Origin of the sequence: Pedococcus bigeumensis (assembly GCF_039531795.1) — a bacterium.
Taxonomy (GTDB): Bacteria; Actinomycetota; Actinomycetes; order Actinomycetales; family Dermatophilaceae; genus Pedococcus; species Pedococcus bigeumensis.
Genome location: NZ_BAAAQS010000005.1, coordinates 675,648 through 702,402 on the forward strand (window position 1 = coordinate 675,648; position 26,755 = coordinate 702,402).

Annotated in this window: 22 protein-coding genes; 16 read left to right on the forward strand and 6 right to left on the reverse strand. The window is 72.1% G+C overall.

Annotated features, from left to right (window positions below):
* Nucleotides 1-20: 20 nt before the first annotated feature.
* The 11 genes from ABD262_RS18805 to ABD262_RS18855 all read left to right on the forward strand — a co-directional run bounded on the left by ABD262_RS18805 (nucleotide 21) and on the right by ABD262_RS18855 (nucleotide 13,543).
* A complete protein-coding gene (locus ABD262_RS18805; RefSeq protein ID WP_344139551.1) occupies nucleotides 21-1,586 on the forward strand; it encodes a serine hydrolase domain-containing protein in 1,566 nt (521 codons plus the stop codon).
* A 127-nt stretch (nucleotides 1,587-1,713) separates the two neighbouring features.
* A complete protein-coding gene (locus ABD262_RS18810; RefSeq protein WP_344139554.1) occupies nucleotides 1,714-2,112 on the forward strand; it encodes a hypothetical protein in 399 nt (132 codons plus the stop codon).
* Between the two features lie 55 nt (nucleotides 2,113-2,167).
* A complete protein-coding gene (locus ABD262_RS18815) occupies nucleotides 2,168-2,644 on the forward strand; it encodes a hypothetical protein (RefSeq protein ID WP_344139557.1) in 477 nt (158 codons plus the stop codon).
* 29 nt (nucleotides 2,645-2,673) lie between these two features.
* The gene (locus tag ABD262_RS18820) at nucleotides 2,674-3,741 is read left to right on the forward strand and encodes an efflux RND transporter periplasmic adaptor subunit (RefSeq protein ID WP_344139560.1); all 1,068 of its coding nucleotides are present in this window, start codon (nucleotides 2,674-2,676) and stop codon (nucleotides 3,739-3,741) included.
* The gene (locus ABD262_RS18825) at nucleotides 3,738-4,658 is read left to right on the forward strand and encodes an ABC transporter ATP-binding protein (RefSeq protein WP_344139562.1); all 921 of its coding nucleotides are present in this window, start codon (nucleotides 3,738-3,740) and stop codon (nucleotides 4,656-4,658) included. The genes ABD262_RS18820 and ABD262_RS18825 overlap by 4 nt, the downstream gene beginning before the upstream one ends.
* Entirely contained in the window at nucleotides 4,655-5,983 is a 1,329-nt protein-coding gene (locus tag ABD262_RS18830) for an FtsX-like permease family protein (protein WP_344139565.1), read from the forward strand. Before ABD262_RS18825 ends, ABD262_RS18830 begins: the two co-directional genes overlap by 4 nt.
* Nucleotides 5,984-6,071: 88 nt before the next feature.
* Nucleotides 6,072-8,246, forward strand: coding sequence for a hydantoinase/oxoprolinase family protein (locus tag ABD262_RS18835; protein ID WP_344139568.1), 2,175 nt, complete (start codon nucleotides 6,072-6,074; stop codon nucleotides 8,244-8,246).
* A complete protein-coding gene (locus tag ABD262_RS18840; protein ID WP_344139571.1) occupies nucleotides 8,243-10,171 on the forward strand; it encodes a hydantoinase B/oxoprolinase family protein in 1,929 nt (642 codons plus the stop codon). Before ABD262_RS18835 ends, ABD262_RS18840 begins: the two co-directional genes overlap by 4 nt.
* An 8-nt stretch (nucleotides 10,172-10,179) precedes the next feature.
* Nucleotides 10,180-11,361, forward strand: a complete 1,182-nt coding sequence (locus ABD262_RS18845) for a CaiB/BaiF CoA transferase family protein (RefSeq protein ID WP_344139573.1) — start codon at nucleotides 10,180-10,182, stop codon at nucleotides 11,359-11,361.
* A 29-nt stretch (nucleotides 11,362-11,390) separates the two neighbouring features.
* On the forward strand, nucleotides 11,391-12,557 hold the full coding sequence (locus ABD262_RS18850; protein WP_344139576.1) for an alpha/beta fold hydrolase: 1,167 nt from the start codon (nucleotides 11,391-11,393) through the stop codon (nucleotides 12,555-12,557).
* Nucleotides 12,558-12,688: 131 nt separating this feature from the next.
* Entirely contained in the window at nucleotides 12,689-13,543 is an 855-nt protein-coding gene (locus ABD262_RS18855; protein ID WP_344139579.1) for a class I SAM-dependent methyltransferase, read from the forward strand.
* Between the two features lie 71 nt (nucleotides 13,544-13,614).
* Here the strand turns inward: ABD262_RS18855 and ABD262_RS18860 are convergent, their stop codons facing one another.
* Both ABD262_RS18860 and ABD262_RS18865 read right to left on the reverse strand, forming a co-directional pair.
* Nucleotides 13,615-14,919: a fatty acid desaturase family protein gene (locus ABD262_RS18860; protein ID WP_344139581.1), complete on the reverse strand. Its 1,305-nt coding sequence runs from the start codon at nucleotides 14,917-14,919 to the stop codon at nucleotides 13,615-13,617.
* A gap of 9 nt (nucleotides 14,920-14,928) precedes the next feature.
* Complete coding sequence (locus tag ABD262_RS18865; protein WP_344139584.1) at nucleotides 14,929-16,038, reverse strand: ferredoxin reductase; 1,110 nt, start codon at nucleotides 16,036-16,038, stop codon at nucleotides 14,929-14,931.
* Between the two features lie 282 nt (nucleotides 16,039-16,320).
* Between ABD262_RS18865 and ABD262_RS18870 the strand changes: the two genes are divergently transcribed.
* The 3 genes from ABD262_RS18870 (at nucleotide 16,321) to bar (ending at nucleotide 19,833) form a co-directional block, all read left to right on the forward strand.
* A complete protein-coding gene (locus ABD262_RS18870) occupies nucleotides 16,321-17,502 on the forward strand; it encodes a PucR family transcriptional regulator (protein WP_344139587.1) in 1,182 nt (393 codons plus the stop codon).
* A gap of 163 nt (nucleotides 17,503-17,665) precedes the next feature.
* The gene (locus ABD262_RS18875) at nucleotides 17,666-18,685 is read left to right on the forward strand and encodes a carbamate kinase (RefSeq protein WP_344139590.1); all 1,020 of its coding nucleotides are present in this window, start codon (nucleotides 17,666-17,668) and stop codon (nucleotides 18,683-18,685) included.
* Between the two features lie 5 nt (nucleotides 18,686-18,690).
* Nucleotides 18,691-19,833, forward strand: coding sequence for a barbiturase (gene bar / locus ABD262_RS18880; RefSeq protein ID WP_344139593.1), 1,143 nt, complete (start codon nucleotides 18,691-18,693; stop codon nucleotides 19,831-19,833).
* A 240-nt stretch (nucleotides 19,834-20,073) separates the two neighbouring features.
* Here the strand turns inward: bar and purH are convergent, their stop codons facing one another.
* From purH to ABD262_RS18895, 3 genes are all read right to left on the reverse strand, one after another.
* Complete coding sequence (gene purH / locus ABD262_RS18885; RefSeq protein ID WP_344139596.1) at nucleotides 20,074-21,717, reverse strand: bifunctional phosphoribosylaminoimidazolecarboxamide formyltransferase/IMP cyclohydrolase; 1,644 nt, start codon at nucleotides 21,715-21,717, stop codon at nucleotides 20,074-20,076.
* On the reverse strand, nucleotides 21,714-22,325 hold the full coding sequence (purN, locus tag ABD262_RS18890) for a phosphoribosylglycinamide formyltransferase (RefSeq protein ID WP_344139599.1): 612 nt from the start codon (nucleotides 22,323-22,325) through the stop codon (nucleotides 21,714-21,716). The genes purH and purN overlap by 4 nt, the downstream gene beginning before the upstream one ends.
* A gap of 75 nt (nucleotides 22,326-22,400) precedes the next feature.
* Nucleotides 22,401-23,636: a cell division protein PerM gene (locus tag ABD262_RS18895; RefSeq protein WP_344139602.1), complete on the reverse strand. Its 1,236-nt coding sequence runs from the start codon at nucleotides 23,634-23,636 to the stop codon at nucleotides 22,401-22,403.
* A gap of 168 nt (nucleotides 23,637-23,804) precedes the next feature.
* Between ABD262_RS18895 and ABD262_RS18900 the strand changes: the two genes are divergently transcribed.
* Together ABD262_RS18900 and ABD262_RS18905 are read left to right on the forward strand one after the other, a co-directional pair.
* Nucleotides 23,805-24,305 carry a SigE family RNA polymerase sigma factor gene (locus ABD262_RS18900; protein WP_344139605.1) on the forward strand — a complete coding sequence of 167 codons (501 nt, stop codon included), beginning with the start codon at nucleotides 23,805-23,807 and terminating at the stop codon, nucleotides 24,303-24,305.
* Nucleotides 24,298-25,707 carry a hypothetical protein gene (locus ABD262_RS18905; RefSeq protein ID WP_344139608.1) on the forward strand — a complete coding sequence of 470 codons (1,410 nt, stop codon included), beginning with the start codon at nucleotides 24,298-24,300 and terminating at the stop codon, nucleotides 25,705-25,707. The genes ABD262_RS18900 and ABD262_RS18905 overlap by 8 nt, the downstream gene beginning before the upstream one ends.
* Before the next feature lie 141 nt (nucleotides 25,708-25,848).
* Here the strand turns inward: ABD262_RS18905 and sucD are convergent, their stop codons facing one another.
* Entirely contained in the window at nucleotides 25,849-26,739 is an 891-nt protein-coding gene (sucD, locus tag ABD262_RS18910; protein WP_344139611.1) for a succinate--CoA ligase subunit alpha, read from the reverse strand.
* Nucleotides 26,740-26,755 lie beyond the last annotated feature (16 nt).

The window sequence follows — 26,755 nt, forward strand, 5'->3', positions numbered from 1 at the left end:
CCTGCGGGGAGACTGGCCCGATGCCGCTGCCCACCAGCACGCCCTCCGCCCAGGGCGTCGATGCCCTCGGCATCCTCGCCCTCGTCGACGCCCTCGAGTCGGGCGGTCACGACCCGCACAGCCTGGTCGTCGCCCGGCACGGCCACGTCATCGCCCGCGGGTGGTGGGCCCCCTACGCCCCGGAGCGGGTCCAGCTGGTCTACTCGCTGAGCAAGTCGTTCACGGCCACCGCGGTGGGGCTGCTCGTCGACGAGGGTCAGCTCTCGCTCGACCAGCCCGTCCTCGAGCTCCTGCCCCCCGGCGACCTGCCGGCCGGGGTCGAGGTCCCGGAGCGCTACCAGCGGCTGACCCTTCGCCACTGCCTGACCATGACCACCGGCCACGACGCCGAGGGCTACGGTCCGCCTGTCGTGCAGGCGTCCCACGAGCCCTCGCGCGACGACGGCTCCGACCCGGTGCTGGCCGCGATCCTGGCCACCCCACAGGAGCACGAGCCCGGCACGGCATGGGCCTACAACCAGGTCGCGACCTACCTCGCCGCCGGCGCGGTCCGCGGGGCGACCGGCTCGTCGGTCCTCTCGCTCCTGCGCGAGCGGGTGCTGCCGCTGCTCGACCCCAGGGGTGGGTCCGACGTGGTGTGGCAACGCACTGCCACGGGGCGCGAGCTCGGCTTCTCGGGGATCCACGTGGGCACCGACGCCATCCTCGCCCTGGCCCAGGTGTACCTCGACCAGGGCCAGTGGGGCGGGTCGGCACTGCTGTCGCCCGAGTGGGTCACCACCGCCACGACCTCCACCGGCCTGCCCAACCGCGAACCGGACCCCAACCCCGACTGGACGCAGGGCTACGGCTGCTCGTTCTGGATGGCCCGGCACGGGTACCGCGGCGACGGGGCCTACGGCCAGTTCGCCATCGTGCTCCCGGAGCAGGACCTGGCGATCGCGATCACCAGCGAGACCCTCGACATGCAGGCCGTCCTCGACCTGGTCTGGGACCACCTGCTCCCAGCGGTCGGCCGGGACGACGAGGGGGACGGCGAGGTCGGTGTCGGGGTTGGTGTCGGGGTTGGTGTCGGGGTTGGTGTCGGGGTAGGGGTTGGTGTCGGGGTAGGGGTCGAGGTCGGCGACGAGCTCGCGGATGCGGCCCTCGAGGAGCGCCTCGAGACCCTGGAAGTGCCGACCCCCTCCTCGTCGGGTCCGGGACCTGAGGCCGCACGATGGGTGCGGGCCGAGGACAGCACCGTGCCCCCCGCATATGCCGCGATGAGCCTCACGCAGGGCGGCACGGCATACGAGGTGGTCCTGGACTGCCACGACACCCAGGTGCGCCTCGACGTGGGCGACGGCGAGTGGGCTCCGTCGGTGTTCGCCGTCGGTGGCGTGGAGCTGCCCGTGGTGGCCTCGGGCGGTTGGGACGACCACGGCTGCTTCAGCGCCGACGTGCGCATCGTCGAGACGCCGCACACGCTGCGCCTGCGGACCCGCACCGACGGCACCGTGCACCTCGGCTGGCGCGAGGTGCCGATGCACGGCCCCGACCCGCTGGGTCTGGCGGTCCGCGGGCGGGAGATGCCTGCCCAGAACTGAGGTCACCCCCAAACCAGAGCGAGCACACGCGGCTGGTGGCAAACGCAGGCATCTTTCCTTGACACCTCTGTGCGTATCCCTATAGAACTGACTGTCAACATAGGCATAGGAACGCACAGGGGGAAAGATGGGGACATCCATCCGTCGCGCCGCGATCGCCACACTGGTGGCGAGCGGGCTGGCGTTCGCGGCGACGGCCAGCGCCAGCGCGGACACCAAGACGTCGACGTCGTCGACCGGGTCGATCACCGAGTGGAAGCTCGGCGGCACGTACTACTACCAGCACCACGACCACGACGACTTCGGGCTGGACGTGGTCTCCGGCATCGCGATCGACGCGCGCTGGGCCAGCTGCAGCATCAGCGGCGGCACCGGCGCCACGAAGTACGACATCACCGTCGCCGAGGGCCGTCGGGTCCTCGGCACCGACTTCCTGGCCGGGACCTGCCTGCGCGTGCAGTACCGCGGCTACTCGACCACCGGGACGTTCTCGTCCACGCAGTACTGGAACTACAGCTTTGCGTGAGTGCGGTCGGCCCGGGCGTGGGACGGGCGCGGCCCTGGCGGTGACGGCAGGGCTGATGGCCCTGGCGGCCCTCGGCGGCTGCGACCAGTCAGGACACGCCACCACCACGGTCGAGCAGAAGCAGAGCGCCGACGCGACCGCGCCCACGACGGCCGCCGCCGGGGAGCGCGCTCGGGTGCTCCCCATGCTGCGCAAGTACCACGACCAGGTGCTGTGGCCGCAGGGTCGCGACCTCAGCCCGGACGCGATGTGGAAGGACATCGCCCCGCACGTCGGCCAGGTGGTCATCGATGACGCCGCGGTGCAGGGCGAGGTCGGGTTCGACAACCTCTGCGCGTGGGCCTTGACGGCGATCGACACCGTCAAGGCGTCCGAGGACACGACCGAGGTCCGCAAGGGCCTCCTCCAGTCGAGCAAGCTGATGCCGGGTGGGGAGTCGTTCTCCCAGGAGATGGCCGACGAGCTGGTCCTGGGCAACATCGAGAAGACCCAGCAGTTCGTCACGGCCAACAAGTGCGACGACTCCAGCTAGCGGTCGGCCCTGGCGGAGGACCGCCGCCGGTGGGTCCGCGGTGGATGGTGGTGCGGCCGGTGGTGGTGCGGCTGATCGTGGTGCGGCCCAAGGTGGTGCGGCCGGTGGTGGTGCGCCTCTGCGCGGTCCTGGTCGTCACGGCCTGCGTTGTCGCGTGCTCGGCACCGTCGGGTCCTGCGCCCCAGAAGTCGCCGCTGGTGCGGGCCTCGAGCAGCCCTCCCGAGACGGTCGTGGTGGAGAAGGCCGACCTCTACCGGGCCCGGGAGGTCGCCGGCGTGGTCGAGCGCCGCCCCGAACGCGTGGTCCGGTCGCCCTGGTCCGGCACGTTCACCCCGGCCCGTGGCCTGGGGCGGGGCAGCACGGTGGGCAAGGGGGCAACGGTCGGGGTGATCCGCACCTGCGCCATGCCGGGCCCGGCGGCGGCGGTGAGCAGCGGCGCCACCGCCGACACCGGGGGTGCGCCCGCGCCGTCCGGGGCCTCGACCGGCACCGGCACCGACGCGGGCACTGCGACCGGCACCGGGCTCGAGGCCGCCACGGCGACGTGTGCGCCACGGTGGCACGCGGTGCGGGCGCCGGTCGGCGGGAGCGTCACGGCACTGCCGGGTTCGGGTGCGCAGACCACCGAGGGTGCGGCGGTCCTGCGGATCCGCCCGCCGGGCTATGTCATCCGGGCCACCGTCACCGACCCTGCGGCGCTGTACGACCTGATGCGTCCACCGCAGACCGCCCGGTCCAGGATCGTGGGCGGCCCCGCCGGGTTCACCGTGCGGTTCGAACGGCGCACGTACGATCCTGCGGACGGGTCCGTGGTCCTGGTCCTCGCCGTTCCCGCCGACATCGTCGTGGTGGAAGGGCTGCACACGTCGACCGCCTTCGTCGTGAGCCGGCGCACGGACGTCCCCACGCTTCCGGTGACCGCGGTCCAGGGCACGACGGGCAGCGGGCGGGTGGTCGTCGTCGACGGCGACCGCCCCGTGGTGACCTCGGTCCGGCTCGGTCAGCACGACGGGTCGCGGGTCGAGGTGCGCGGCCTGCCCGCCGCCGCTCGGGTGCTCCGCTTCCCGTTGGCCTCCGACTTCCTCGCGGCGCCATGACGACGGCCGAGGACCTCCGTCACCACCGCCCGGACAGCGACCACCACCGCCTCCACAGCGACCACCACCATCAGCACGGCGGACTCGTCATCGACGCCGTGGGACTGTCCAAGTCGTTCCGCGCCCGCGGCGGTGACCCGACCGAGCTCCTGTCCGGCGCGACCCTGCAGGTCGCACCGTGGACCACGGTCGCCGTCATGGGTCGCTCAGGGGCGGGCAAGAGCACCCTGCTGCGAGCCCTGGGGCTGTTCCAGCCGTTCGACGCCGGCCGCTACCGACTCCTCGGCCGCGACGTCGCGGGCCTGTCCGACCGGGCCTGCTCCGCCCTGCGGGCGCGGCACATCGGGTTCGTGTTCCAGGAGTTCCGGCTGCTCCCCCACCTCACGGCGACGGCCAACGTCGAGGTCGCGGCGGCCCTCGCCGGGGTGCCGGCCAGGTCGCGCCGCCGCGAGGCCCAGCGTGCCCTCGACCTGGTCGGGCTGTCGCACCGGCTCCGGGCCCGGCCACGCACCCTGTCGGGCGGGGAGCAGCAACGCGTCGCCCTGGCCAGAGCCCTCGTCAAGCGTCCGTCGCTGATCCTGGCCGACGAGCCCACCGGCGCCCTCGACGACACCACCGCCGCGAAGGTCCTGGAGATCCTGCGCCACGCAGTGGCGACCAGCGCGGCCGCCCTGGTGGTCGTCACCCACGACCCGGTGGTGGCGACGGCCTGCGACCGGCAGCTTCGCCTCCAGGACGGACAGCTGCTACCCCTGCTCCCCGATCCGGACAGCGTCCCCAAAGGGCCGGCCGACCGTCCTGCCGTGGGCCCGAGCGAGCGTCCTGCCGAGGGCTCGGTCGGAGACTCTGGCGTGGGCTGCACCGGAGACGCTGCCGGGGAGTCCGCCGGGGAGTCTGTCGCGGGTCCGACCGCGTGAGGCACGCGGTCACCCTGGCGACGCAGGAAGTACGGGGCAGCTGGCGCCGCAACCTGGTCAAGGGCGCGATCCTCCTCGGGGCCATCGGCACCCAGCTGTTCACCTCGCTCGCGGCGGAGGCGAGCGAACAGGCCGTGGCCACCTACGGCGCGGCGGTCTTCGGTTACGAACAGACCTACCGGGCCGACCTCGAGACCCCACCGACGCTGGCCCAGCTGGCGACGATGGACGCGACCCTCGACCGCGAGGTCGTGGCGCACCCCGCGGCCGTGGTGGTGCTGCAGGCCAGCGTCGGTGCCGGACTCACCTCCCGCACGGCGCCGGTCGGCGGTCCGGAGACGGTCGCCTCGATCAGCTCCTTCCACGGGGCGTGGACCGAGGTCAGTGCCACCATGGCCGGGGCGCCCGGCTTCGCCGAGGTGGCCGGGGCGGACGCCCTCCCCCGCCTCTTGGTCAGCGGCCAGCTCGCGGACCGCCTGGGGGTGTCTCCCACGGCGCTGGTCACGGTCACGGTGTCCGGCGTGGCACCCCCACCGGCCGGCTCGGGCGAGGTGGTCGCCGGGCCGGACGAGGGAGGCAGTGCCGCGCCGGGGGGCGAGGAGCCGTCGGCGCCGGAGGGCGAGGAGTCACCCACGCCGGAGGCCGGCACCGACGCCGGCGGGGCGCAGAGCCCGCTCGTCGTGCCCGACGTCCCGGCCCACCGCGGACCCGTCGAGCCGAACAAGGCGCTCGTCAACGACGTGCTGGCCAGCCGGAGCCTGCTCCACCTCATGGGCGCCGCGCCCGAGAGCGCCTCGATCTACTGGCGCTGCGCCGCCCCCGAGTGCGCCGACACCGCCGGGCTGGCCGAGGATGTCGCGCGCACCGCGGGGTTGCGCCTCGCCGAGGGCCTTCGGGTCGACTCTCACGACGAGCTCACCCCCGTCCTGCACCAGCAGCGCGAGCAGGGCGCCCTGTTCGCGTGGGTGGCCCTCGGGCTCGGTGCCGTCGCTGTCGCCATCGTGGGCACGGCAATGGTCGAGGTGCGCACGCCCGAGCTGGTCACCCTGCGCACCCTGGGAGCCACCCGCTCGACCCTGTTCGCGGCGGCCCTGGTCGAGGGACTGGTCGTCGCCGTGGCGGTGGGGGCCCTCTCGATGGTGGCCAGCCTGGCGCTGGCCCGCCTCGATCCCGACCTGCTCAACCACATCGACGCGGTCGAGCTGACCCGGTTCGACCCACCCCTGGACGTCTACCTGCGCACCGGTACGGTGACCGTCCTCGTCGGCCTGCTCACCGGGCTCCTGCCGGCCCTGCGCGCCCACCGCCTCGTGCGGGCCAGCTGAACGGGCCGAGTGACGACACAGGCCTGACGAGGGCTGTTGGCAACTTGTGCCAAGGCGAGGCAGCCGCCCGACCGGTTGAATCTCACGCATGGCGCAGCGACGGATTCGGATCGGGATCGACACCGGAGGTACGTTCACCGACGTCGTCGCCTTCGAGGAGGGCACCGGCGAGCTGGTCACGACCAAGACGCCGTCGACGCCGAGCAACCCGGCGGACGGGTTCATCACCGGCGTGACGAAGGTCCTCGACCTGATGGGGGCCGCCGGCCAGGACGTCACCGCCGTCGCCCACGGCACCACCGTCGCCACCAACAAGCTCCTCGAGGGGAAGGTCGAGCGGCTCGGTTTCGTCACCACCGAGGGCTACGAGTTCATGCTCGAGATCGCCCGGCAGGCGGTCCCGGACGGCTATGGCAACTCCTACTTCTGGGTGAAGCCACCGCGCATCGTGCCGGCCGACGCCGTGCGGACCGTCGGCGGACGGATGGACTTCCAGGGCAACGAGATCCGCCCCTTCGACGAGGCGTCGGCCGTCGCGGCGGCGCACTGGTTCCGCGACCACGGCATCACCACGCTCGGCGTCTGCTTCCTGCACTCCTACGCCGACGACTCCCACGAGCTGGCCATGCGCGCGGTGCTGCGCCGCGAGCACCCCGAGGCGGTGGTGTCGATCAGCAGCGAGGTGCTGCGCGAGTACCGCGAGTACGAGCGGTCGATGACCACCCTCGTCGACGCCGCCGTGAAGCCCAACGTCAGCCGTTACGTCACCAACATCCAGCAGCGGCTGACCGAGATCGCCCCCGATGCCGCCTTCTCGATCATGAAGTCCAACGGCGGCGTGCTGTCCGCCGACGAGGTCGTCAACCAGCCGATCACCACGGTGCTGTCCGGTCCGGCCGCAGGCGCACTGGGGGCCGGGCTCATCGCGAAGCGGGCCGGCTTCCCCAAGGTCCTCACCTGTGACGGCGGTGGCACCTCGACCGACGTCTCGGTCGTGCTCGACGGCGAGCCGACGCTGACCACCGAGGGCACGGTAGGCGCCTATCCCAGCAAGATCCCGATGATCGACGTCGTCACCGTCGGCGCGGGCGGCGGCTCGATCGCGTGGGTCTCGCCGGAGGGCACCCTCAAGGTCGGCCCCCACTCGGCCGGCGCCGACCCGGGCCCGCTCTGTTACGCCAAGGGCGGCACCGAGCCGACGATCACGGACGCCCACGTCGTGCTCGGCCGGATCCCTCCCCACCTGCTCGGGGGCGAGATCCCGCTCGACGTGGAGGTCGCCCGCACCGGCATCGACGCCCTCGCGGACCGGCTCGGCATCGACCCCGTCCGGTGCGCGACCGGCATCCTCGAGATCTCCGCCTGGAACCAGGCCAACGCGCTGCGCCAGGTCTCGGTGAAGCGCGGCCTCGACGTGCGCGACTTCATGCTGACCACCTTCGGCGGGTCAGGGTCGCTGCTGGCCTGCCGGCTCGTCGACATCCTCGACCTCGCCGGGGTGGTCGTCCCGCAGAACCCCGGCAACGTCAGCGCGTTCGGACTGCTCACGGTCGACGTGAAGAACGACTACGTCCAGACCATGGTCTCCAAGCACACGGCGCTCGACCACGCCGCGGTCCAGAAGACCTTCGACCGCCTCACCGACCGGGCCGCGAAAGCCCTTGACGCTGAAGGTTTCCCGCGCGACGCCCACCGCTACACCCGCACCGTCGACCTGCGCTACTTCGGGCAGGCCTTCGAGGTGCGCGTCACCGCCCCCGACGGCCCGGTCGACGAGGCGTATGCCGCGCACGTCGCCGAGTCCTTCCACGAGGCGCACCGCGCCCTATACGGGTACGACTTCTCGGCCGACCCGAGCCAGCAGGTCGAGTGGGTCAACCTGCGCGTCACCGGGATCGGCCCGATCACCCGCCCGGACCTGCGCGAGCTGCCCGCCCGCGACCCACGGTCTTCGGAAGATCCGCCCGGTCAGGGCACGGCGGAACTTCCGAACACCGGCAGTCGGCGCAAGGTCTGCTTCGACGCCGACGAGGGCTATCGGGACACGCCGGTGCTGTGGCGGCCCGACCTGCGGGCCGGGGACACCTTCGACGGCCCGGCCATCGTCGAGGAGTTCGGGTCGACCGTCCCGGTGCACCCCGGCTTCACCGTCCGGGTCGACTCGATCGGCAACCTGGTGGTCACCAGGACGAGCGCCACGGCCCCCAAGGCGACCGCCCCGACCACTCCCACGACCGCGACGACGACGGAGGGCGCGCGATGAACCCCGCCGGCCTGCCCACGGCATACGAGCACGGCAACCGCCTGACGCCACCGGGGACCCAGGTCGACCCGATCCTCGTGGAGATCGTCCAGGGCACCCTCGCGAGCGTCGAGATGGAGGTCGAGACGGCCATCGCCCGCACCAGCCGCTCCCCGATGATCCGTGACGCGCACGACTTCCGGGCCGGCATCCACGACCGCCAGCTGCGCAAGCTGACCGGCCGGTCCTACAGCGCGCTCGTCCACCCGATCGCGCGCGACTTCCCGCTGTCCGAGATGGCCGAGGGCGACGTCTTCTTCCACAACGACGTCTACGAGTCCGAGGGCGGGATCGGGCACCTTCCCGACCTGTGCGTCACGGTGCCGGTGTTCAGCGGTGGCGAGGTGGTGGCCTTCGTCCAGGCGTTCGGCCACCACGACGACATCGGTGGAGCGGTGCCCGGGTCGATGCCCAGCAACGCCTCCAGCGTGTTCGAGGAGGGCCTCGCGGTCCCGCCGATCAAGCTGTGGGACAAGGGAGTCCCCAACAAGGCCGCGTTGCGGATCATGACCCGCAACAGCCGGATGCCCGACTCGCTGGCCGCCGACCTCGACGCCGAGTGCTCGGCCTGCCTGATGGGCGCCCGTCGGCTGTCCGAGCTGTTCGAGCGCTATGGCCGCGACACCATCGAGGCGACCTTCGACACCATCCTCGACCAGACCACCGAGACCTACCGTCGCGAGATCCTCTCGAAGATCCCCGACGGCACCTACGTCTGGGAGGACTACGCGGAGCACGACGGCGTCGACGACCCCAAGCTGCACACCCAGCGCATCACCCTCACCAAGGAGCCCACCGGCGGGCCGGGACCGGGCGACGGTGGTCCGCGGCTCATCATCGACTTCACCGGCACCGCTCCCCAGGCCAAGGGCCCGATCAACCACTGCGGCGACTACGTGGGGGGCAACTTCCTCAAGAAGTGGCTGGCCCCGATCCTGCGCAACCTGGCAGACAGTCCCGAGCGGATGGCCGAGCTCGACGTCAACGAGGGGGTCGTGCCGCTGATCGAGATGCGTTTCCCCGACAAGGGCACCCTGCTCACGCCGATCTTCCCGGCCCCGACGAACGCCCGGACCTTCGTCATCCTGCGACTGCTCGGGGTGCTGGCCGGGGTCGTGGCCAAGGCGGTCGACGGCAAGATGCCCGCCGACCAGGAGACCATCCGCTACACCGGCGTCTACGGCAAGGACCGCGACGGCAACGACTACCTCATGCGCGAGGTGCTCGGTGGTGGCTCCGGCGGTCGCTACTACGCCGACGGCGAGGACACCATCCACGTCGTGCCCGACTCGCGCAACCTCCCGACCGAGTTCACCGAGAGCCGGTTCCCGTTCATCGTCGAGCGGCTGGGGCTGGCCGTCGACTCCGGCGGCGCGGGGCGCTACCGCGGCGGGCTGGGTTACGAGAAGCAGATCCGGATGCTCAAGGACGCCCACTTCATGTCCATTGCCGACCGCTCCATCCTCGCGTGCTGGGGAGTCAAGGGCGGCAAGGCCGGCAGCTCGTTCAGTGTGACCATCGACGTCGGCGGCCCCGAGGAGCGCGAGGTCGACGCCCTGGCCGACGCCGAGCCGGTCAAGGCGGGTCAGGTGATCCGGATCCGCACCACCGGTGGTGGCGGGTGGGGCGACCCGCTCGAGCGCCCCTACGAGGACGTCGAACGCGACCTGCGCTGGGGCAAGGTGTCCTTCGACGGCGCGCGCACGGCATACGGGGTGGTCGCCTCGGGAACCAAGGACGAACCGGTCGTCGACGCCGCGGCGAGCGACGCCCTGCGTGCCCAGCTGCGCGACGCGCGACCCGGGACCGAGCCGTTCTTCGACCGCGGCCCCGGCTACGCTCGGCTCGCCGACGGCAAGGACGCCGCCGACGTCGACTGGCTCTGAGGACTCCCGTGAACGCACCGCTTGAGGACATCGTCGTCATCGACCTGTCGCGAGCCCTGGCCGGCCCGCACGCGGCGATGATGTTGGGAGACATGGGCGCTCGGGTCATCAAGGTCGAGTCACCGGGCACCGGCGACGACACCCGCGGCTGGGGACCGCCGTTCGTCGGCCCCGACGACGACCCCATCTCCACCTACTTCCTCGCGGCGAACCGCAACAAGGAGTCGATCACCCTCGACCTCAAGTCCGACGACGGCCGCGACGTCCTCACCCAGCTGGTGCAGCGGGGCGACGTGCTCGTCGAGAACTTCCGGCCCGGCGTCCTCGACCGGCTGGGGTTCTCCACGCAGCGGCTGCACGAGCTCAACCCGACGCTGGTCGTGCTGAGCATCAGCGGGTTCGGCCACGACGGCCCGCAGGGCGGGCGTGCCGGCTACGACCAGATCGCCCAGGGCGAGTCGGGGTTGATGTCGGTCACCGGCCCCGACGCCGACCACCCCCAGCGGGTCGGCGTCCCGATCGGCGACCTGTTGGCCGGCATGTACGGCGCCTACGGCGTGGTGACCGCCCTCCACGAGCGCACCACCACCGGTGTCGGCCGGGTGGTGCGCACCAGCCTGCTCGCCGCGCTCGTCGGAGCCCACGCCTTCCAGGGCACCGCCTACACCGTCGCCGGCCACGTCGGGCGGGCGCAGGGCAACCACCACCCGTCACTGTCGCCGTACGGCCTCTTCCACTGCCAGGACGGCGACATCCAGGTGGCCTGTGGCAGCGAGTCGTTGTGGCGCAAGCTCGCCGAGGCGTTCGAGATCGACCCGCAGGCCCCGGGCATGGCCACCAACCGCGAGCGCGCCGTCAACCGCGACCAGGTCACCGCAGCCCTCAACGCCGCCTTCGCCACCCATCCCCTCGCCGAGCTGCTCCCCCGGCTCGCCTCGCTGGGCATCCCCGCGGGCGAGGTCCGCACCATCGACCGCGTCTACGACTGGGACCAGACCCGGTCACAGGGCCTGGTGCTCGACGTCGACCACCCCGTCCTCGGCCACATCGAGCTGCCCGGCCCGCCGATCCGCTTCGACGACAACAGGTATGCCGGTGGGCGCAGCGAGCACGCCGCGCCCCCGATGCTCGACCAGCACGGCGCGAGCATCCGCGCCTGGCTTGCGGGCTCGGAGCCCAGCGACCCCTGAACGGACGACCGCAGTCGTACGATCGTCGGGTGGACGCGAGCGCGAGCGTCTCCCGTCAGGAGATCCGGTTCTGCCGCGCCCCGGACGGGGTGCGGATCGCGTATGCCGTGCACGGGAGTGGGCCGCCGATGGTGGTGGACTCCTGCTGGCTGAGCCACCTCCAGTACGACTGGCAGTCGCCGGTCTGGCGGCACTACCTCGCCGAGTGGGGCCGCGACCACACCGTCATCCGCTTCGACGAGCGCGGCCACGGGCTGTCCGACCGCGGCGTGGTCGACCACAGCCTCGCGGCCAGGCTCGGTGACCTCGAGGCCGTCGTCGAGGACGCCGGCGTCGACCGGTTCGCGCTCCAGGCGATGGCCCAGGGCGGGCCGGTCGCGATCGCCTACGTCGCCAAGCACCCCGAACGGGTGTCGCGGCTGGTCTTCTACGGCAGCTACTCCGGGCAGCAGTCGAAGGACCCCACCGAGGCCGAGATGAACGACACCCTCGACGCGCTCATCAAGGTCGGGTGGGCCCGGCCCGACTCGGCGTTCCGTCGGGTGTTCACGTCGCTGATGATCCCGCGCGCCACCGAGGAGCAGCACACCTGGCTCGACGAGCTGCAGCGCGTCGCCACCGACGCCGACACCGCGCGGAGCTCACGCCGTCAGCGGCTGGCGGCCGACAGCAGCGCCCTCCTGGGTGAGCTCGACGTGCCCACGCTGGTGATCCACTCACGGGGCGACCGGATGAACGACTTCGAGGAGGCCCGCTACCTCGCGGCAGGGATCGACGGGGCCCGGCTCGTCGCCCTCGAGAGCGACAACCACATCGTGCTCGAGGACGAGGCCGCGTGGCCGGTCTACGTCGCGGAGCTGCGCGACTTCCTCGCCGAGGACCGGACCCGTGGCCACGTCGGGCCGGCCGCCACGGTGACCGGGGCGGCCGGGGCTGCCGGTTCGGCCGGTTCGGCCGGTTCGGCCGGTTCGGCCGGTTCGGCGGGCGGCGGCGAGGGCCTCGACCAGCTCTCCACCCGCGAGGTCGAGATCCTCCGGCTCGCGTCCGAGGGGCTCGACAACGACGTCATCGCGCGCGAGCTCACCCTCAGTGTCCGCACCGTCGAGCGGCACCTGAGCAACGTCTACGCCAAGCTCGACCTGCACGGGAAGTCGGCCCGCACCGCAGCCGTCGCCCGCCTCCTCACCCGCGCCTGACGGCATACACGTAGTGGCTGGCCTGCCCAAGATGGGTGCAAGCACCGATGCCCGCCGCGCTCCACCGGTCCTACCTTCGTCCTCGCGGGGGCAACCAGACCTGACGGAAGAGACTGAAGGGGTTCAGCAGCATGAGTACGCAGACATCATCAGGCACGGCGGTCACCGACACCGACGAGGACCGCGCCCTCAAGGCCCGGCACGCAGCCATGTGGGCGCTGGGCAACTACCCGGTGGTGGCCAGTGACGTCATCGCCTCGCTCGGCCCGGTGCTCGTGGAGGCGGCCGGCCTCACGGCCGGCCAGCGGGTGCACGACGTGGCGGCCGGATCCGGCAACGTCGCGATCCCCGCGGCCCGCACGGGGGCGCAGGTCACGGCCACCGACCTCACGCCCGAGCTGCTCGACAAGGGGCGCACCGACGCCGAGGCGGAGGGCCTGACGATCACGTGGCGGGTCGCCGACGCCGAGGCGCTCCCCTTCGACGACGGCGAGTACGACGTGGCGTTGTCCTGCGTGGGCATCATGTTCGCACCGCACCACCAGGCCGCGGCCGACGAGCTCCTGCGCTGTGTCCGCCCCGGCGGGACGATCGGCTTGGTCAGCTGGACCCCCGAGGGGTTCATCGGGCAGATGTTCGCGACGATGAAGCCCTACGCGCCCGCTCCACCGCCCGAGGCGCAGCCGCCTCCGTTGTGGGGCCACGTCGACCACGTCCGTGAGCTGCTGGGCGACCGGGTCGAGGACCTCACGGCCCGGCAGCAGGACCTCGTGGTCGACCAGTTCGCGACGCCCGAGGAGTTCCGTGACTTCTTCAAGGCGAACTACGGACCGACCATCGCGGTCTATCGGGCGATCGCCGACGACCCCGAGAAGGTGGCCGCGCTGGACCGCGACCTGGTCGCGCTCGCCGAGCGGTTCGACCGCGGCGACGGGCACACCGTCCTCGACTGGGAGTACCTCCTGGTCACCGCACGTCGCGCCTAGGTCCGCGCACGACGACAGGCCACCCCGGGCGGGGTGGCCTGTCGGTCGTGCAGTGCGGGTGTGGGTGCGGGTCAGACCGAGCGCACCGGCTTGCGGTTGCGCAGCTTGCGGCGCACCTGCTTGCCGATCGCCTCCGCGGCGATGCCGAGGCGGTTGCGGCCGGGCTCCGGGTTCGGCAGCGCGAGCGAGATGACCTGGCTCCACGCGGACGCGACCTGCTTGGGGAGCGGGCCGGTGGTGTAGGTCAGGCCGTAGCGCTCGCAGATCTCCTGCACCTTGGGCGCGATCTCGCCGTAGCGGTTGCTCGGCAGGTCGGGGAACAGGTGGTGCTCGATCTGGTGGCTCAGGTTGCCGGACATGATGTGCAGGGCCTTGCTGCCCGAGATGTTGGCCGAGCCGAGCATCTGGCGCAGGTACCACTCGCCGCGGCTCTCGCCCTCGATGGACGCGCGGGCGAAGGTCTCGACACCGGTCGGGAAGTGGCCGCACATGATGATCGAGTGCGTCCAGACGTTGCGGACGAAGTTGGCGGTCGCGTTGGCCGCGATGGTGTGGAAGAACGACGGGCCCGACAGCAGCGGGTGCACCAGGTAGTCCTTGCGGGCCTGGCGGCCGACCTTGCGCAGCACCATCTTGCCGTTGCGCTTGAACTCCTCCTTGTCGCCCCGGCCGGCCAGCTGCTTGCCGATCTCGAGGTCGTAGGCGGCGATGCCGTACTGGAAGAAGCACATGTTGAGGAAGTTGTAGATCGGCTGGCCGAGGTAGGCCGGGGTCCAGCGCTGGTCCTCGTCGACGCGCATGATGCCGTAGCCGAGGTCGTTGTCCTTGCCGATCACGTTGGTGTACGTGTGGTGCAGCTCGTTGTGGCTGTGCTTCCACAGCGCGGCCGGGGTGGCGCTGTCCCACTCCCACGTCGTCGAGTGGATCTTGGGGTCGCGCATCCAGTCCCACTGGCCGTGGAGGATGTTGTGGCCGACCTCCATGTTGTCGAGGATCTTGGCGACGGACAGGCCGGCGGTGCCGACGATCCAGGCCGGCGGGAAGATCGAGAACAGCAGCACGGCGCGCGAGGCGAGCTCGATCTTGCGCTGCACGTCGATCACCTTGCGGATGTATGCCGCGTCGCTGGCTCCGCGCGACTCCAGGACTTCCTGGCGCAGCGCGTCGAGCTCCACGGCGAGCGCCTCGACGTCCTCGGCGGTCAGGTGACCGGTGGGGTCAGCCTTGCCGGAGCGCTTCGGCACGTGGCGGCGCTCGGCGATGGCGGTCGACAGCCGGCTGTTCGTCGAGCGGGGCGACGGGGTGCCGGGAGCCTTGGGGGTCGAGGCGGCGGAACCATCGATGGTGAGGTCAAACTTCTCTGCGGTGGCAGTCATGAGGTCTCCTTAGAGGTCGATCTCGCAGTGGCCGGCAGCAGCCGACACACACGTCTGGATGCGGATGCCGTCGCCCTCGGCGGCAATGGTCAGGTCGCCATTGCGCAGGTCGCGCACGGCACCTTCCTTCAGGGGCACGACACAGCCGAAGCAGATGCCCATCCGGCAACCGGAAGGCATCAGGACACCGGCGGCTTCGCCGGCGTCGAGGATCGGGGTCGAGCCGTCGGCATCGACGGTGATGCGCTGGCCGCCGAAGGTGACGGTGCCACCCTCGCCCTCGGCGATGACGACCGGGCGGAACCGCTCGGTGTGGAGCCGGTCGGTGATCTCGGCATCGGCCCAGGCCGCCTCGAAGGCGTCGAGCATGCCGGTGGGCCCACAGGCCCAGGTCTCGCGGAAGCGCCAGTCGGGCACGAGCTCGTCGAGGGAGTCGGTGCCGACCATGCCTTCGGTGTCGGTGTGCCGCTCGACGAGGCGAATGCGGCCGGCGTCGGCCCACTCGCGCAGCTCGGCGGCGAAGATGACGTCGGCCTCGGTGGGGGCGGAGTGGATCACGACGACGTCGTGCAGCTCGTCGAGGTGGTTGCGCAGCATGCCCATGACGGGGGTGACCCCCGACCCGGCGGTGACGAACAGCGCCCTGGCCGGACGGGGCGTCGGGAGCACGAACTCACCGGTCGCCTGGTCGAGGTGGATCAGGGTGCCGGGCTGCAGGGCCCGGACCACGTGGTTGCTGACCTTGCCGTCGGGGATCGCCTTGACGGTGATCGAGATCAGCCCGTCGGGCGAGGCCACCGGGGAGGTCAGCGAGTAGGCGCGCCAGTTGCGGACGCCGTCGACGTCGACCCCGATGCGGATGTACTGGCCGGGCACGTGCCCGGCCCAGGAGCGGCCCGGCTTGATGTGCACCGTGGCGGCGTCGCGGGTCTCGGGGGTGACCGACACGACGCGGCCACGCAGGTCGGCGCCGGCACGCATCGGCGCGATGAGGTCGAGGTAGTCGTCGGGCAGCACGGGGGTGGCGACTGCTTCGGCGACTCGACGGAGGACCGTGCGCAAGGACGGCAGGGATCTGGTGGACCCTGGCGTCGTGCGGAGTGGGAGAACTGCGGTCATGGTTCCACTATGGGCCATCAGGTAGGCTAATTTCCTGACCTGTCAGAGTGAGTTCTCCCCAGTCCTTTGTTCGCTAGGAACAATATGAGTACGGAAATGCCCCTGAACGACCCTTCAGCCGACACAACTGCCACCGGCGCCGCGACGGCCCCGCCGAGCACGACTGCCCCGACGAGCACCTCTGCCCCATCGCCCACCCCCACCCCATCGCCCACCCCCACCCCATCGCCCACCCCCACCCCGGCGTCCACCTCTGCCACTGAACGCGCAGCAGGGCTGACCATGTCGCCGGAGGTGTTGGCCAGCCTCAAGGGCGCCCTGCCCGCCGTGGCGAGCCACGCGGTCGAGGCGATCATCGAGGAGGTGCCGAGCTACGCCAGCGCCCGGGACTACCTCGTCGGCAACATCGAGACCGCCGTGCGGGTGGCGCTCGGCACGTTCCTGTCGATCGCCGCGCGCTCCGACGACCCGAGCACGCCGCTCGGACCCGCGCGTGAGGCGTCCTACAACCTCGGTCGGGGCGAGGCCCGCAGCGGTCGCAGCTTGGACGCCCTGCTCTCCGCCTACCGGATCGGGGCCCGGGTCTCGTGGCGCGGCCTGTCCGAGGAGGGTGTCCGGGCGGGGATGAGCGCCGAGCTGCTCGCGCGCTTCGCCGAGCTCGTCTTCGCCTACATCGACGAGCTCTCCGCGGCCAGCGTGGCCGGTCACGCCGACGAGCTCGCCACCGCCGAGCGGGTCCAGCAGCGCCAGCTCGAGCGGCTCGCCCTCGACATGCTGCGCGGCGCCTCCGACGAGCTGGTCAGGCGCAGGGCCGAGCGGGCCGGCTGGGACCTGCCGCGGTCGGTCACGGTCCTGTTGGCCCCCCAATCCGAGCTGCACCACACCCGCACCCTCGTCGACGGGCGGTCGCTCATCCTCACCGAGGACGTGCCCGGCGTCGACGCCCGCGACGACGTCGCGGCGCTCATCGTCCCCCGGCTGACCCCCACCGCCCGGCGCCGCCTGGTCCGGGCCCTCGACGGCCACGACGTGGTGCTCGGCCCGACCCGGCCCTGGCGCGAGGCCGCGACGTCCCACCAGCGGGCCCTGCGGGGGCGGGCGACGCGCACGGGCCGGCGCACGGCATACGACACCGACGCCCACCTGGCCGAGATCGTCCTGGGCGCCGACCCCATCGCGCTCGCCGACCTCCGCGCCCAGGCGCTGGCGCCGCTGGACGACTCCACGCCGGCCAGCCGCGAACGGCTCGAGGAGACCCTGCGGCTGTGGCTCCTGCACCGCGGTCGCCGTGAGCCCGTCGCAGAGGCGCTGTTCGTCCACCCGCAGACCGTTCGCTACCGCGTCGGCCAGCTGCGCGAGCTCTTCGGCGACGCGCTCGACGACCCCCGGCGGGTCGCCGACCTCGTCATCGCGCTCGGGGTCGCCCAGGCACCCGTCGCCGCTGCGGGCAGCGACTCGGCCTGACCGGCCGCTGCCCCAGGCCGTGCCCACTCTCCGCTGCCCGCGGCCGTGCCACTGCCCGCTGCCCAGATGTGCCAACGCGACCCACACCATTGGGCAGGTCCTGCCAACGTCACACGGCGCCGGGCATCCCTAGGCTCGCCGCACGACGACGAACGGAGGTGGCATGCGGGTCCTGATCGCGCTCGGCGGCAACGCCATGACCGGTCCCGACGGCGACGCCACCCCGCAGGCGCAGCGGGCAGCCATCGCGCGGGCGATGGAGCACGTCGCGACCGTCGTCGCAGCCGGGCACGAGGTCGTGCTCACCCACGGCAACGGTCCCCAGGTCGGCAACCTGCTCGTCAAGAACGAGCTGGCCGCCCACGTCGTGCCACCGGTGCCGCTCGACTGGTGTGGCGCGCAGACCCAGGGGACCATCGGCTTCACGATCCTCGACACGCTCGAGCCCGCGCTGGCGGCCAAGGGCGTCGATCGGCGGGTCGCCGCGCTGATCACCCGCACCCTGGTCGCCGCCGACGACCCCGGGTTCGCCGCACCGACCAAGCCGATCGGCCGGTTCCTCAGCCGCGAGCAGGCCCGGCCGCTGATCGAGCACGGCGAGACCTGGGAGGACCGCGGCGACAAGGGCTGGCGGCGAGTCGTCGCCTCCCCCGAGCCGATCGAGGTGCTCGAGACCCACACCCTGCGCACCCTCCTCGGAGCGGGTTACGTCGTCGTCGCGGCGGGCGGCGGCGGCATACCGGTGGTGCGTGAGGCTGACGGCAGGGTCCACGGCGTCGAGGCCGTGATCGACAAGGACCTCACCGCGGCGGTGCTCGCCAGCGCCATCGGCGCCGACGTGCTCATCATCGCCACGGACGTCGAGCAGGCGGTCCTCGACTACGGCACCCCCGGCGCGCAACCCGTCGGGCGGGTCCGCCTCGCCGACATGGAGGCGTATGCCGCGGACGGCCAGTTCGCCTCGGGCTCGATGGGCCCGAAGGTCGAGGCCGCCATGCGGTTCGTCCGTCACGGTGGCCGACGCAGCGTGATCACCGCCCTCGACCGCATCGCCGACGCCCTGCACGGCGATGTGGGCACGGTGATCGGAAACCCTTCCGTGCCAACCGAGCTCGACGCCGACCACGAGGTCGGCACACCCACCGACGACGCACCACCAGCTGTCCGACCAACCGAGAGGTGACCGCCATGCCCGAGCCCATCGAGGTCCGCAAGGTCCCGATCCACCACGTGTCCGACGCGAGCGAGCTGGCCAAGCTCATCGACGACGGCGTGATGGACGCCAGCCGGGTGGTTGCCATCATCGGCAAGACCGAGGGCAACGGTGGCGTCAACGACTACACGCGGATCATCGCCGACCGGGCGTTCCGGGAGGTCCTGGTGGCCAAGGGAGCGCCGGCCGACCAGGTGAAGCAGGTGCCGATCGTGTGGTCCGGCGGCACCGACGGCATCATCAGCCCCCACGCGACGATCTTCGCGACCGTGCCCGTCGACCAGGCCGAGCAGTCGGACGACCTGCGGCTGACCGTGGGGTTCGCGATGAGCGAGCCGATCCTGCCCGAGGAGATCGGCTACACCGGGATGATCAGCAAGGTCGCCGACGCCGTGAAGGTCGCCATGGAGCGCGCGGGCATCACCGACCCGGCCGACGTGCACTACGTGCAGACCAAGACCCCGCTGCTGACGATCCACACCATCCGCGACGCCGAGTCGCGCGGCAAGTCGGTCTGGACCCACCACACCCACGAGTCGATGGACCTGTCCAACGGCACGACCGGCCTCGGGATCGCCGTCGCACTCGGCGAGATCGAGATGCCGACCGACGCCGACGTCATGAACAACCGCGAGCTGTTCTCCGCCGTCGCGTCCTGCTCCTCGGGTGTCGAGCTCGACCAGGCGCAGGTCGTGGTGGTCGGCAACACCAAGGGCATCGGCGGTCGCTACCGCATCGGCCACTCCGTCATGCGTGACGCCCTCGACGCCGACGGGGTGTGGTCGGCCATCAAGGATGCCGGGCTCGAGCTGCCCGAGCGGCCGCACTCGTCCGACCTCCAGGGGCGGCTGGTCAACGTCTTCCTCAAGTGCGAGGTCAGCCAGAGCGGTGAGGTCCGGGGTCGCCGCAACGCCATGCTCGACGACTCCGACGTGCACTGGCACCGCCAGATCAAGTCGGCCGTCGGCGGGGTCACCGCCTCCGTCACCGGTGACCCGGCCGTGTTCGTCTCGGTGTCGGCCGCCCACCAGGGTCCCGATGGCGGAGGCCCGGTCGCGGCCATCGTCGACCTCGGCTCGGGCGAGCCGACCGGCTACCGCGCGCCCACCCCCGACTGACCCCGGCGGCGCCCCAAGCCCGCACCTGTTGCCATCTGGTGGTCACCGACCCCGTGAAACCTGGGTCCCGTGACCATCTCCTCGCAACAAGTCGGGGAACTGTCCGACTTGTTGCTACCTGGTGGTCAGCAGACCCGCGAAACCGCTGTCCCGTGACCATCTCCTCGCAACAAGTCGGGGAACTGTCCGACTTGTTGCCGCCCTGTGGTCAGCAGACCTGCGACCTGGGGCGCGCTGGACCTAGTGGGCGAAGTGGCGGGTGCCGGTGAAGTACATCGTGACGCCGGCGGCCTCGGCGGCTGCCACGACCTCTTCGTCACGCACCGACCCGCCCGGCGCGACGACGGCGCGCACGCCCGCGTCGAGCAGCACCTGCAGCCCGTCAGCGAACGGGAAGAACGCGTCGGAGGCGGCGACCGCACCCGTGGACCGGTCGGCGCCGTCGGCGTTCGCCCGCGACACGGCCAGGTGGCACGAGTCGACCCGGTTGACCTGCCCCATGCCGATGCCGACCGAACCGCCGTCCTTGGCGAGCAGGATCGCGTTCGACTTCACCGCCCGCACGGCCCGCCACGCGAACTGAAGGTCGGCGAGCGTCGCCTCGTCGGCAGCCTGACCGGCGACCAGCCGCCACCGAGACGCGTCGTCCCCGCCCGGCGTCTCGCCCTCGACGACGGCGTCGATCCGATCGGGCACCTGCACCAGCAGTCCCCCGCTGATCGGTCGCGTCTCGATGGGGTCGCGGTGCGCGGCCATGTCGGCGGGGAGCAGGAGCAGGCGGCGGTTCTTCTTCTCCCGCAACACCTCCAGCGCGTCGGCGTCGAACGCCGGGGCGGCGATGACCTCGCTGAAGGTGTCGTTCGCGGCGAGCGCCATCGCCCTGGTGACCGGCACGTTGGTGGCGATGATGCCGCCGTAGGCCGACACCGGGTCGCAGGCGTGGGCCGCGGCATACGCCTGCTCGACGGTGGCGCCCACGGCGATGCCGCACGGGTTGGCGTGCTTGATGATCGCGACCGTCGGCTGGTCGCCGTGGTCGTGCGCGGCGCGCACGGCGGCGTCGGTGTCGATGTAGTTGTTGTAGGACATCTCCTTGCCGTGCAGCTGCTCGGCCGAGGCCACGCCGGGGCGCCAGTGCGTGTAGAGGGCAGCCGGCTGGTGCGGGTTCTCGCCGTAGCGCAGCACGTTGGCCCGCTGGAACGTCGCGCCGGTCCAGGCCGGGAAGCCGGTGCCGTCACTGGTGTCGATGTAGACGTTGCCCATCCAGTTCGCGACGGCGTTGTCGTAGTCAGCGGTGTGCACGAACGCCTGCGCCGCCAGCCGCTTGCGCTCGGGAAGCGTGAACCCACCGTCTGCGACGGCCGAGAGCACGGCCGGGTATGCCGCGGTGTCGGTGACGACCGCGACGCTCGGGTGGTTCTTGGCCGCGGCGCGCACCATGGAGGGACCGCCGATGTCGATCTGCTCGATGACCTCGTCGGGCCCGGCGCCGGAGGCCACCGTCTCCCGGAACGGGTACAGGTTCACCACGACCAGCTCGAACGGCTCGACGCCGAGGTCGGCCAGCTGGGCCACGTGGTCGGCCTTGCGGGTGTCGGCGAGGATCCCGGCGTGCACCCGGGGGTGCAGCGTCTTGACGCGGCCCTCCAGGCACTCGGGGAAGCCGGTGAGGTCCTCGACCTTCGTGACCGGGATCCCCAGCCCTTCGATGAGGGCGGCCGACCCACCCGTCGACACGAGGGCGACCCCTGCGTCGTGCAGCCCCCGCGCGAGGTCCTCGAGCCCCGTCTTGTCGTAGACCGAGACCAGTGCCCTGCGAATGGGCCGGCGTCCGGCCTGGTCCGAGGTGTCGGGAGTGGGCGTGGAAGCAGTCTGCTCGGTCACGGAATGGTGGCCTTCCCATCGGAAACGGTGATTCCTTCGCGGGCCGCACGGCCCACGATCTCGACGAGCAGCGGGTGCTCGACAGCCTTGATGCGCTCGTGGAGCGTGTCCTCGGTGTCGTCGGGCTCGACGTCCACCGTGGCCTGGGCGAGGACCGGACCGGTGTCGATCCCCGCGTCGACGACGTGCACGGTGCAGCCGGTCTGCTGCGCGCCGGCCGCGAGCGCGTCGCGGACCGCGTGGGCGCCCGGGAAGGACGGCAGCAGGGCAGGGTGGGTGTTGAGGACGGTCCACCGCCCGAGGACCTGCGGTCCCAGCAGCTTCATGAAGCCGGCCGAGACCACAAAGGCAGGCTCGTGGTCGCCGATCCGCTCGGCCAGCGCTGCGTCCCACTCGGCCCGGGTGTCGAAGTCCTCGACGCGGCAGACGAACACCGTGATGCCGGCCGCGGCAGCGCGGTGCAGCCCCGTGATGCCAGCACGGTCGCCTCCGACGGCGAGGATCCGCACGCCGTAGGCCGGGTCGGCGGCGGCGTCGATGAGGGCCTGGAGGTTGGTGCCCGATCCGGAGACGAGCACGACGATCCCGGTCGGCTCAGGGGCAGTCACCCGGGAGACGATACCGAGCCGCCGTCACGCTGCCGCAGTCGCGTCCACCTGACGTCGTCGCAGGGCCGGCCGGGGTCAGCGCCGCAGCTTCCAGCGGTCCCAGGCCAGCACGAGGACGGCACCGAGCCCCAGCTCGACGAGCAGGGCAAGGGTCATCGCCCCGGCGGGGGCGCCGATGTCCCGCAGGCGGGTGGTGCCGAGTGAGCCCCCGCCGAGGACGTCCAGGAGGCCGATCGCCCCGGCAGCGACGACGACGGCGGTGCCGGTGACCGTGAGCTTGGTGCGCACGGTGGACAGCCGGGCCACGGAGCGCAGCGACCGCCAGCCCACGAGGGCCCCGACCGCCACGGGCAGCAGCACGATGAGGGGCAGGAGGCCGGGGAACGCCCCGGGCTGGGGCAGTGCGCCGAAGGCCGGCACCATCGGCAGCAGTGAGGTGCGGCTCCCGGTCCAGGTGGCCGAGGCGCCCTCCACCGCCGAGAAGCCGGTGCCCGCGACGAACGACACGGCCCACAGCGCGAGGTTGGGCAGCACGGCGACCTGCGCGAGGGTCAGCGCGACACCTCCGACGAGCCCGGGCGCCAGCTCGGCCTGCAGGTGGCGCACCTCGCCGAACCTGACGACGAGCAGCACCATGCACATGACGACACCTGCGGACAGGAGGACGCCGGCACCCTCCAGCCCGGGTCGCAGCGCCCGTCGCAACGGCTCCGGCAGCCAGGCGGGGCGGCGCAGGGCGGGGCCGGCGAGCTCGGGCCGGCCCCGGACCAGGCGGGCCAGGGCCAGCCCGGCCGAGGCCATCGGCACCACGAGCACGGGGAGCACCAGGGTCCAGACGACCGGGTGGGGACCGGCGAGGAAGGCGACCGCGACCCACAGCAGGGCGCAGGCGGCATACCCGACGGCCCACGCGAGGAGGGCGGCGCCGAGGGGACGGTGGATCGTGTCGCGGGCGAGGCGGATGGTGCGCGCGTCCGCGGCCTCGCGCGCGGCGCGGGTGGCGGACCACGCCCCGACGAGCACGCTCAGGGCGAAGCCCAGCAGCGGCACGACCGTGATGTGGGTCGCCCCGATCGCCAGGTGTGCCCCTCCGGCGAGCAGCCACAGGTTGGCCCCGATGCCCAGCGAGCTGGTCCAGGAGACGGTGCTCTCCGAGGCGGCCACCCACACGAGCAGGGCCGGCAGCACGAACGTCGCGGCTGACCCGGCCGCGGCCAGCACCCCGGCCACCAGCGCCCGCCGGTGCACCACAGCTCCCGGGCCGTCACCGGTCGACGAGGTCCCCGCCCTCAGCATCTCCATCACAGTCATCGCTGCCCCATCGTCGCCGACGGCCCGGTCTGAGCCGGCGTGCAACGCCGAAGGCCGCCCAGAAATGTCCGAACGCGCCGCAACCGGACATCGCACGAGCGCGTCTGCTGCGGTGTGATGGCCTTGGTGGTTCCGATGGGCGCGACAGCGCCGACGCAGGAGGTGACGATGGGCGCGCAGTCCGCCGAGGCGGAGTTCGACGCGTTCTACCGCGACACCTCCCGCCGCGTCGTCCACCTGGTCTACGCGTTCACCGGTGACCTCACCGTCGCGCAGGACTCCACCCAGGAAGCCTACGCGAGGGCGTGGCAGCAGTGGTCGACCGTGCGCACCCACGACGACCCGCTCGCCTGGGTCCGCACGGTGGCGCGCCGGGTGGCGATCTCGGGCTGGCGCAAGCGGACCAGCCAGGACCGCGCCCACGAGCGGCACGGCGCCCACGACACGACGGGGCCACCGACCGAGGACCGGGTGGCGGTGGTGGCAGCGTTGCGCACCCTGCCGGAGCCGGTCCGCGAGGCCGTGACCATGCACTACATCGGCGACCTGAGCATCGACCAGATCGCCCACGAGACCAACACCCCCGCAGGCACCGTCAAGGCGCGCCTGCACCGGGGCCGGGCCCAGCTCGCCCAGGCCCTGCAGCACCAGGAGAACCCCCATGGCTGAGCACGACGACTGGACTGCGGCGGATGACGCCAGCCTCCGGGCTGCCCTGTCGTCGCTGCGCGCCGACGTCGAAGCCGCTCCCCTGCCCGACGTCCGCTTCGTCAAGGCAAGGGGTATGGCGCGTCGTCGCCGCCGGTTCCTCACGGTGGGTGCCGCGGCGGCCGCGGCGCTCGTCGTGGCCGGCACGGTGGGCTACACGCAGCTCGGTGGCGACCCCGTGCTCAAGCCCGTGCCGGCCGACCGCAGCGGCACCACGACCGCGGCGCCGTCGCCGACCACGACCTCGTCGCTCGACCAGCCCGGGGCGCTGCCGTTGCTCCAGGAGTGGACCAAGGCCCTCGACCTCAAGGGCACTGCGCGCCTCACGCCGGTCAAGCCGTTCGAGGCGGTGGAGTGCCTCGACGCCGAGCCGGGGACCAAGGTGCAGCAGGAAGGCATCACGCTCGACGCCGGCGGCCCCTCCGGCGGCCAGGTGCTGTTCCGGCTCGGCAAGGGCACCGACCCCCAGACCGCGGCGTCAGGGGTCGCCAACGACGTCTCCGACTGCCAGGTCGGACCCGACTTCCGCATCACGGCCCTCGATGACACCAACGCGGGGTCGTTCTACTCCTACCGGGCCGGCGCCGCCGGCACCGGCTGGCTGATGGTCATCCAGGGGCCGCACGACGTCGCGGTCCTCCAGATCACGGACCCCACCCCGACGACGTCGCAGTTCACCGTCGCCCAGGTCACGGCGCTCGGCGAGATCGCCAAGGAGCGCCTGGCCCGCTACGGCACCGGAGCGACGTCGCCCACGCCCACCTCCACCACGTCGCCGTCGGGGCCGAAGGCCGCCGACGAGGACATGACCGTCACCGGACCCGGCCCCGTGCCGTCCTCGAGGCTGTTCGTCGCCGCCACCCAGTGGGCCTCGCCAGGGCTGACGGGTGGGGCCAGGACCAGCGACGGGCCAGGCGCCCTCGAAGGGTCGACGGCGGTCGTCAGCTGCGAGACAGACCAGCAGCAGTCCGCCATCGGTGGGCAGGTCGGCGTCGTGTCGATCCGCACGGGCACCGGCACCACCGGCTACCTCGGCCGGCAGCGGGTGCAGCTCGACGACGCCACCGACACCACGGTCCGGGAGGCGTACGTCAGCGCGCGGCTCGCGGAGGCCAAGTCGCTCTACGCCAAGGGCTGCGACGGGGCCAACTACACGGTGCGGTCCACGCCCGGCCCGACCGATGGCACGTTCCGGCTCGACACGGTCTTCACCGACGGGTCGCCGACCCTCTCCGAGTGGGTGGGCGTCACCAGCCAGCGCACCCCCGGAGCCGTCAGCACGGTGGTGATCACCAGGGCCAGCCACCCCGACCAGGGCTTCGCCGAGCTCGACCGCCTCCTGGCCCTCGCCCGCCAGAAGTAGACCTCCGCCGGACCGCTCCCAGGGCCGGACCGCTCCCACCGCCGGGCGGCATGCGCGGGCGGCTCGGTGACCTGGTGACACACGGGCGACGGCCGCCACCCAGAGGGGTGACGGCCGTCGTGGATCTCGTTGCGGCAGAGGCTACTTCTGCAGGTCTCGCATGATCTCGCGCATCAGCTCGGCGGTCGCGGAGGGCGTCTTGCCGACCTTGACGCCGGCGGCCTCGAGGGCCTCCTGCTTGGCGGCGGCCGTGCCCGCGGAGCCGGAGACGATGGCGCCGGCGTGGCCCATGGTCTTGCCCTCGGGAGCGGTGAACCCGGCGACGTAGCCGACGACCGGCTTGGTCACGTGGTCCTTGATGTAGGCCGCAGCCCGCTCCTCGGCGTCGCCACCGATCTCGCCGATCATGACGATGGCGTCGGTCTCGGGGTCCTTCTCGAACGCCTCGAGGCAGTCGATGTGGGTGGTGCCGATGATCGGGTCGCCACCGATGCCCACCGCGGACGAGAAACCGAAGTCCCGCAGCTCGTACATCATCTGGTAGGTCAGGGTGCCCGACTTGGAGACCAGGCCGATCCGCCCGGCGCCCGCGATGTTGGCGGGGATGATGCCGGCGTTGGACTTCCCGGGGCTGATCAGCCCGGGGCAGTTGGGTCCGACGATGCGGGTGGCCTTGCCCTTGCTGTAGTTGTAGAACTCCGCGGAGTCCTTGACCGCGATGCCCTCGGTGATGACGACCGCGAGCGGGATCTGCGCGTCGATCGCCTCGACCACGGCGGACTTCGCGAACGCCGGCGGCACGAAGATGACCGACACGTTGGCGCCGGTCGCCTCGATGGCCTCGGCCACGGTGCCGTAGACGGGCACGGAGACACCGCCCTCGAAGTCGACGGTCGTGCCCGCCTTGCGCGGGTTGACGCCACCGACGATGGCGGTGCCGGAGGCGAGCATGCGCTGCGTGTGCTTCATGCCCTCGGAGCCGGTCATGCCCTGCACGATGACCTTGGAGTTCTCGTCGAGAAAAATAGCCATTGGTATGCCGTTCCTT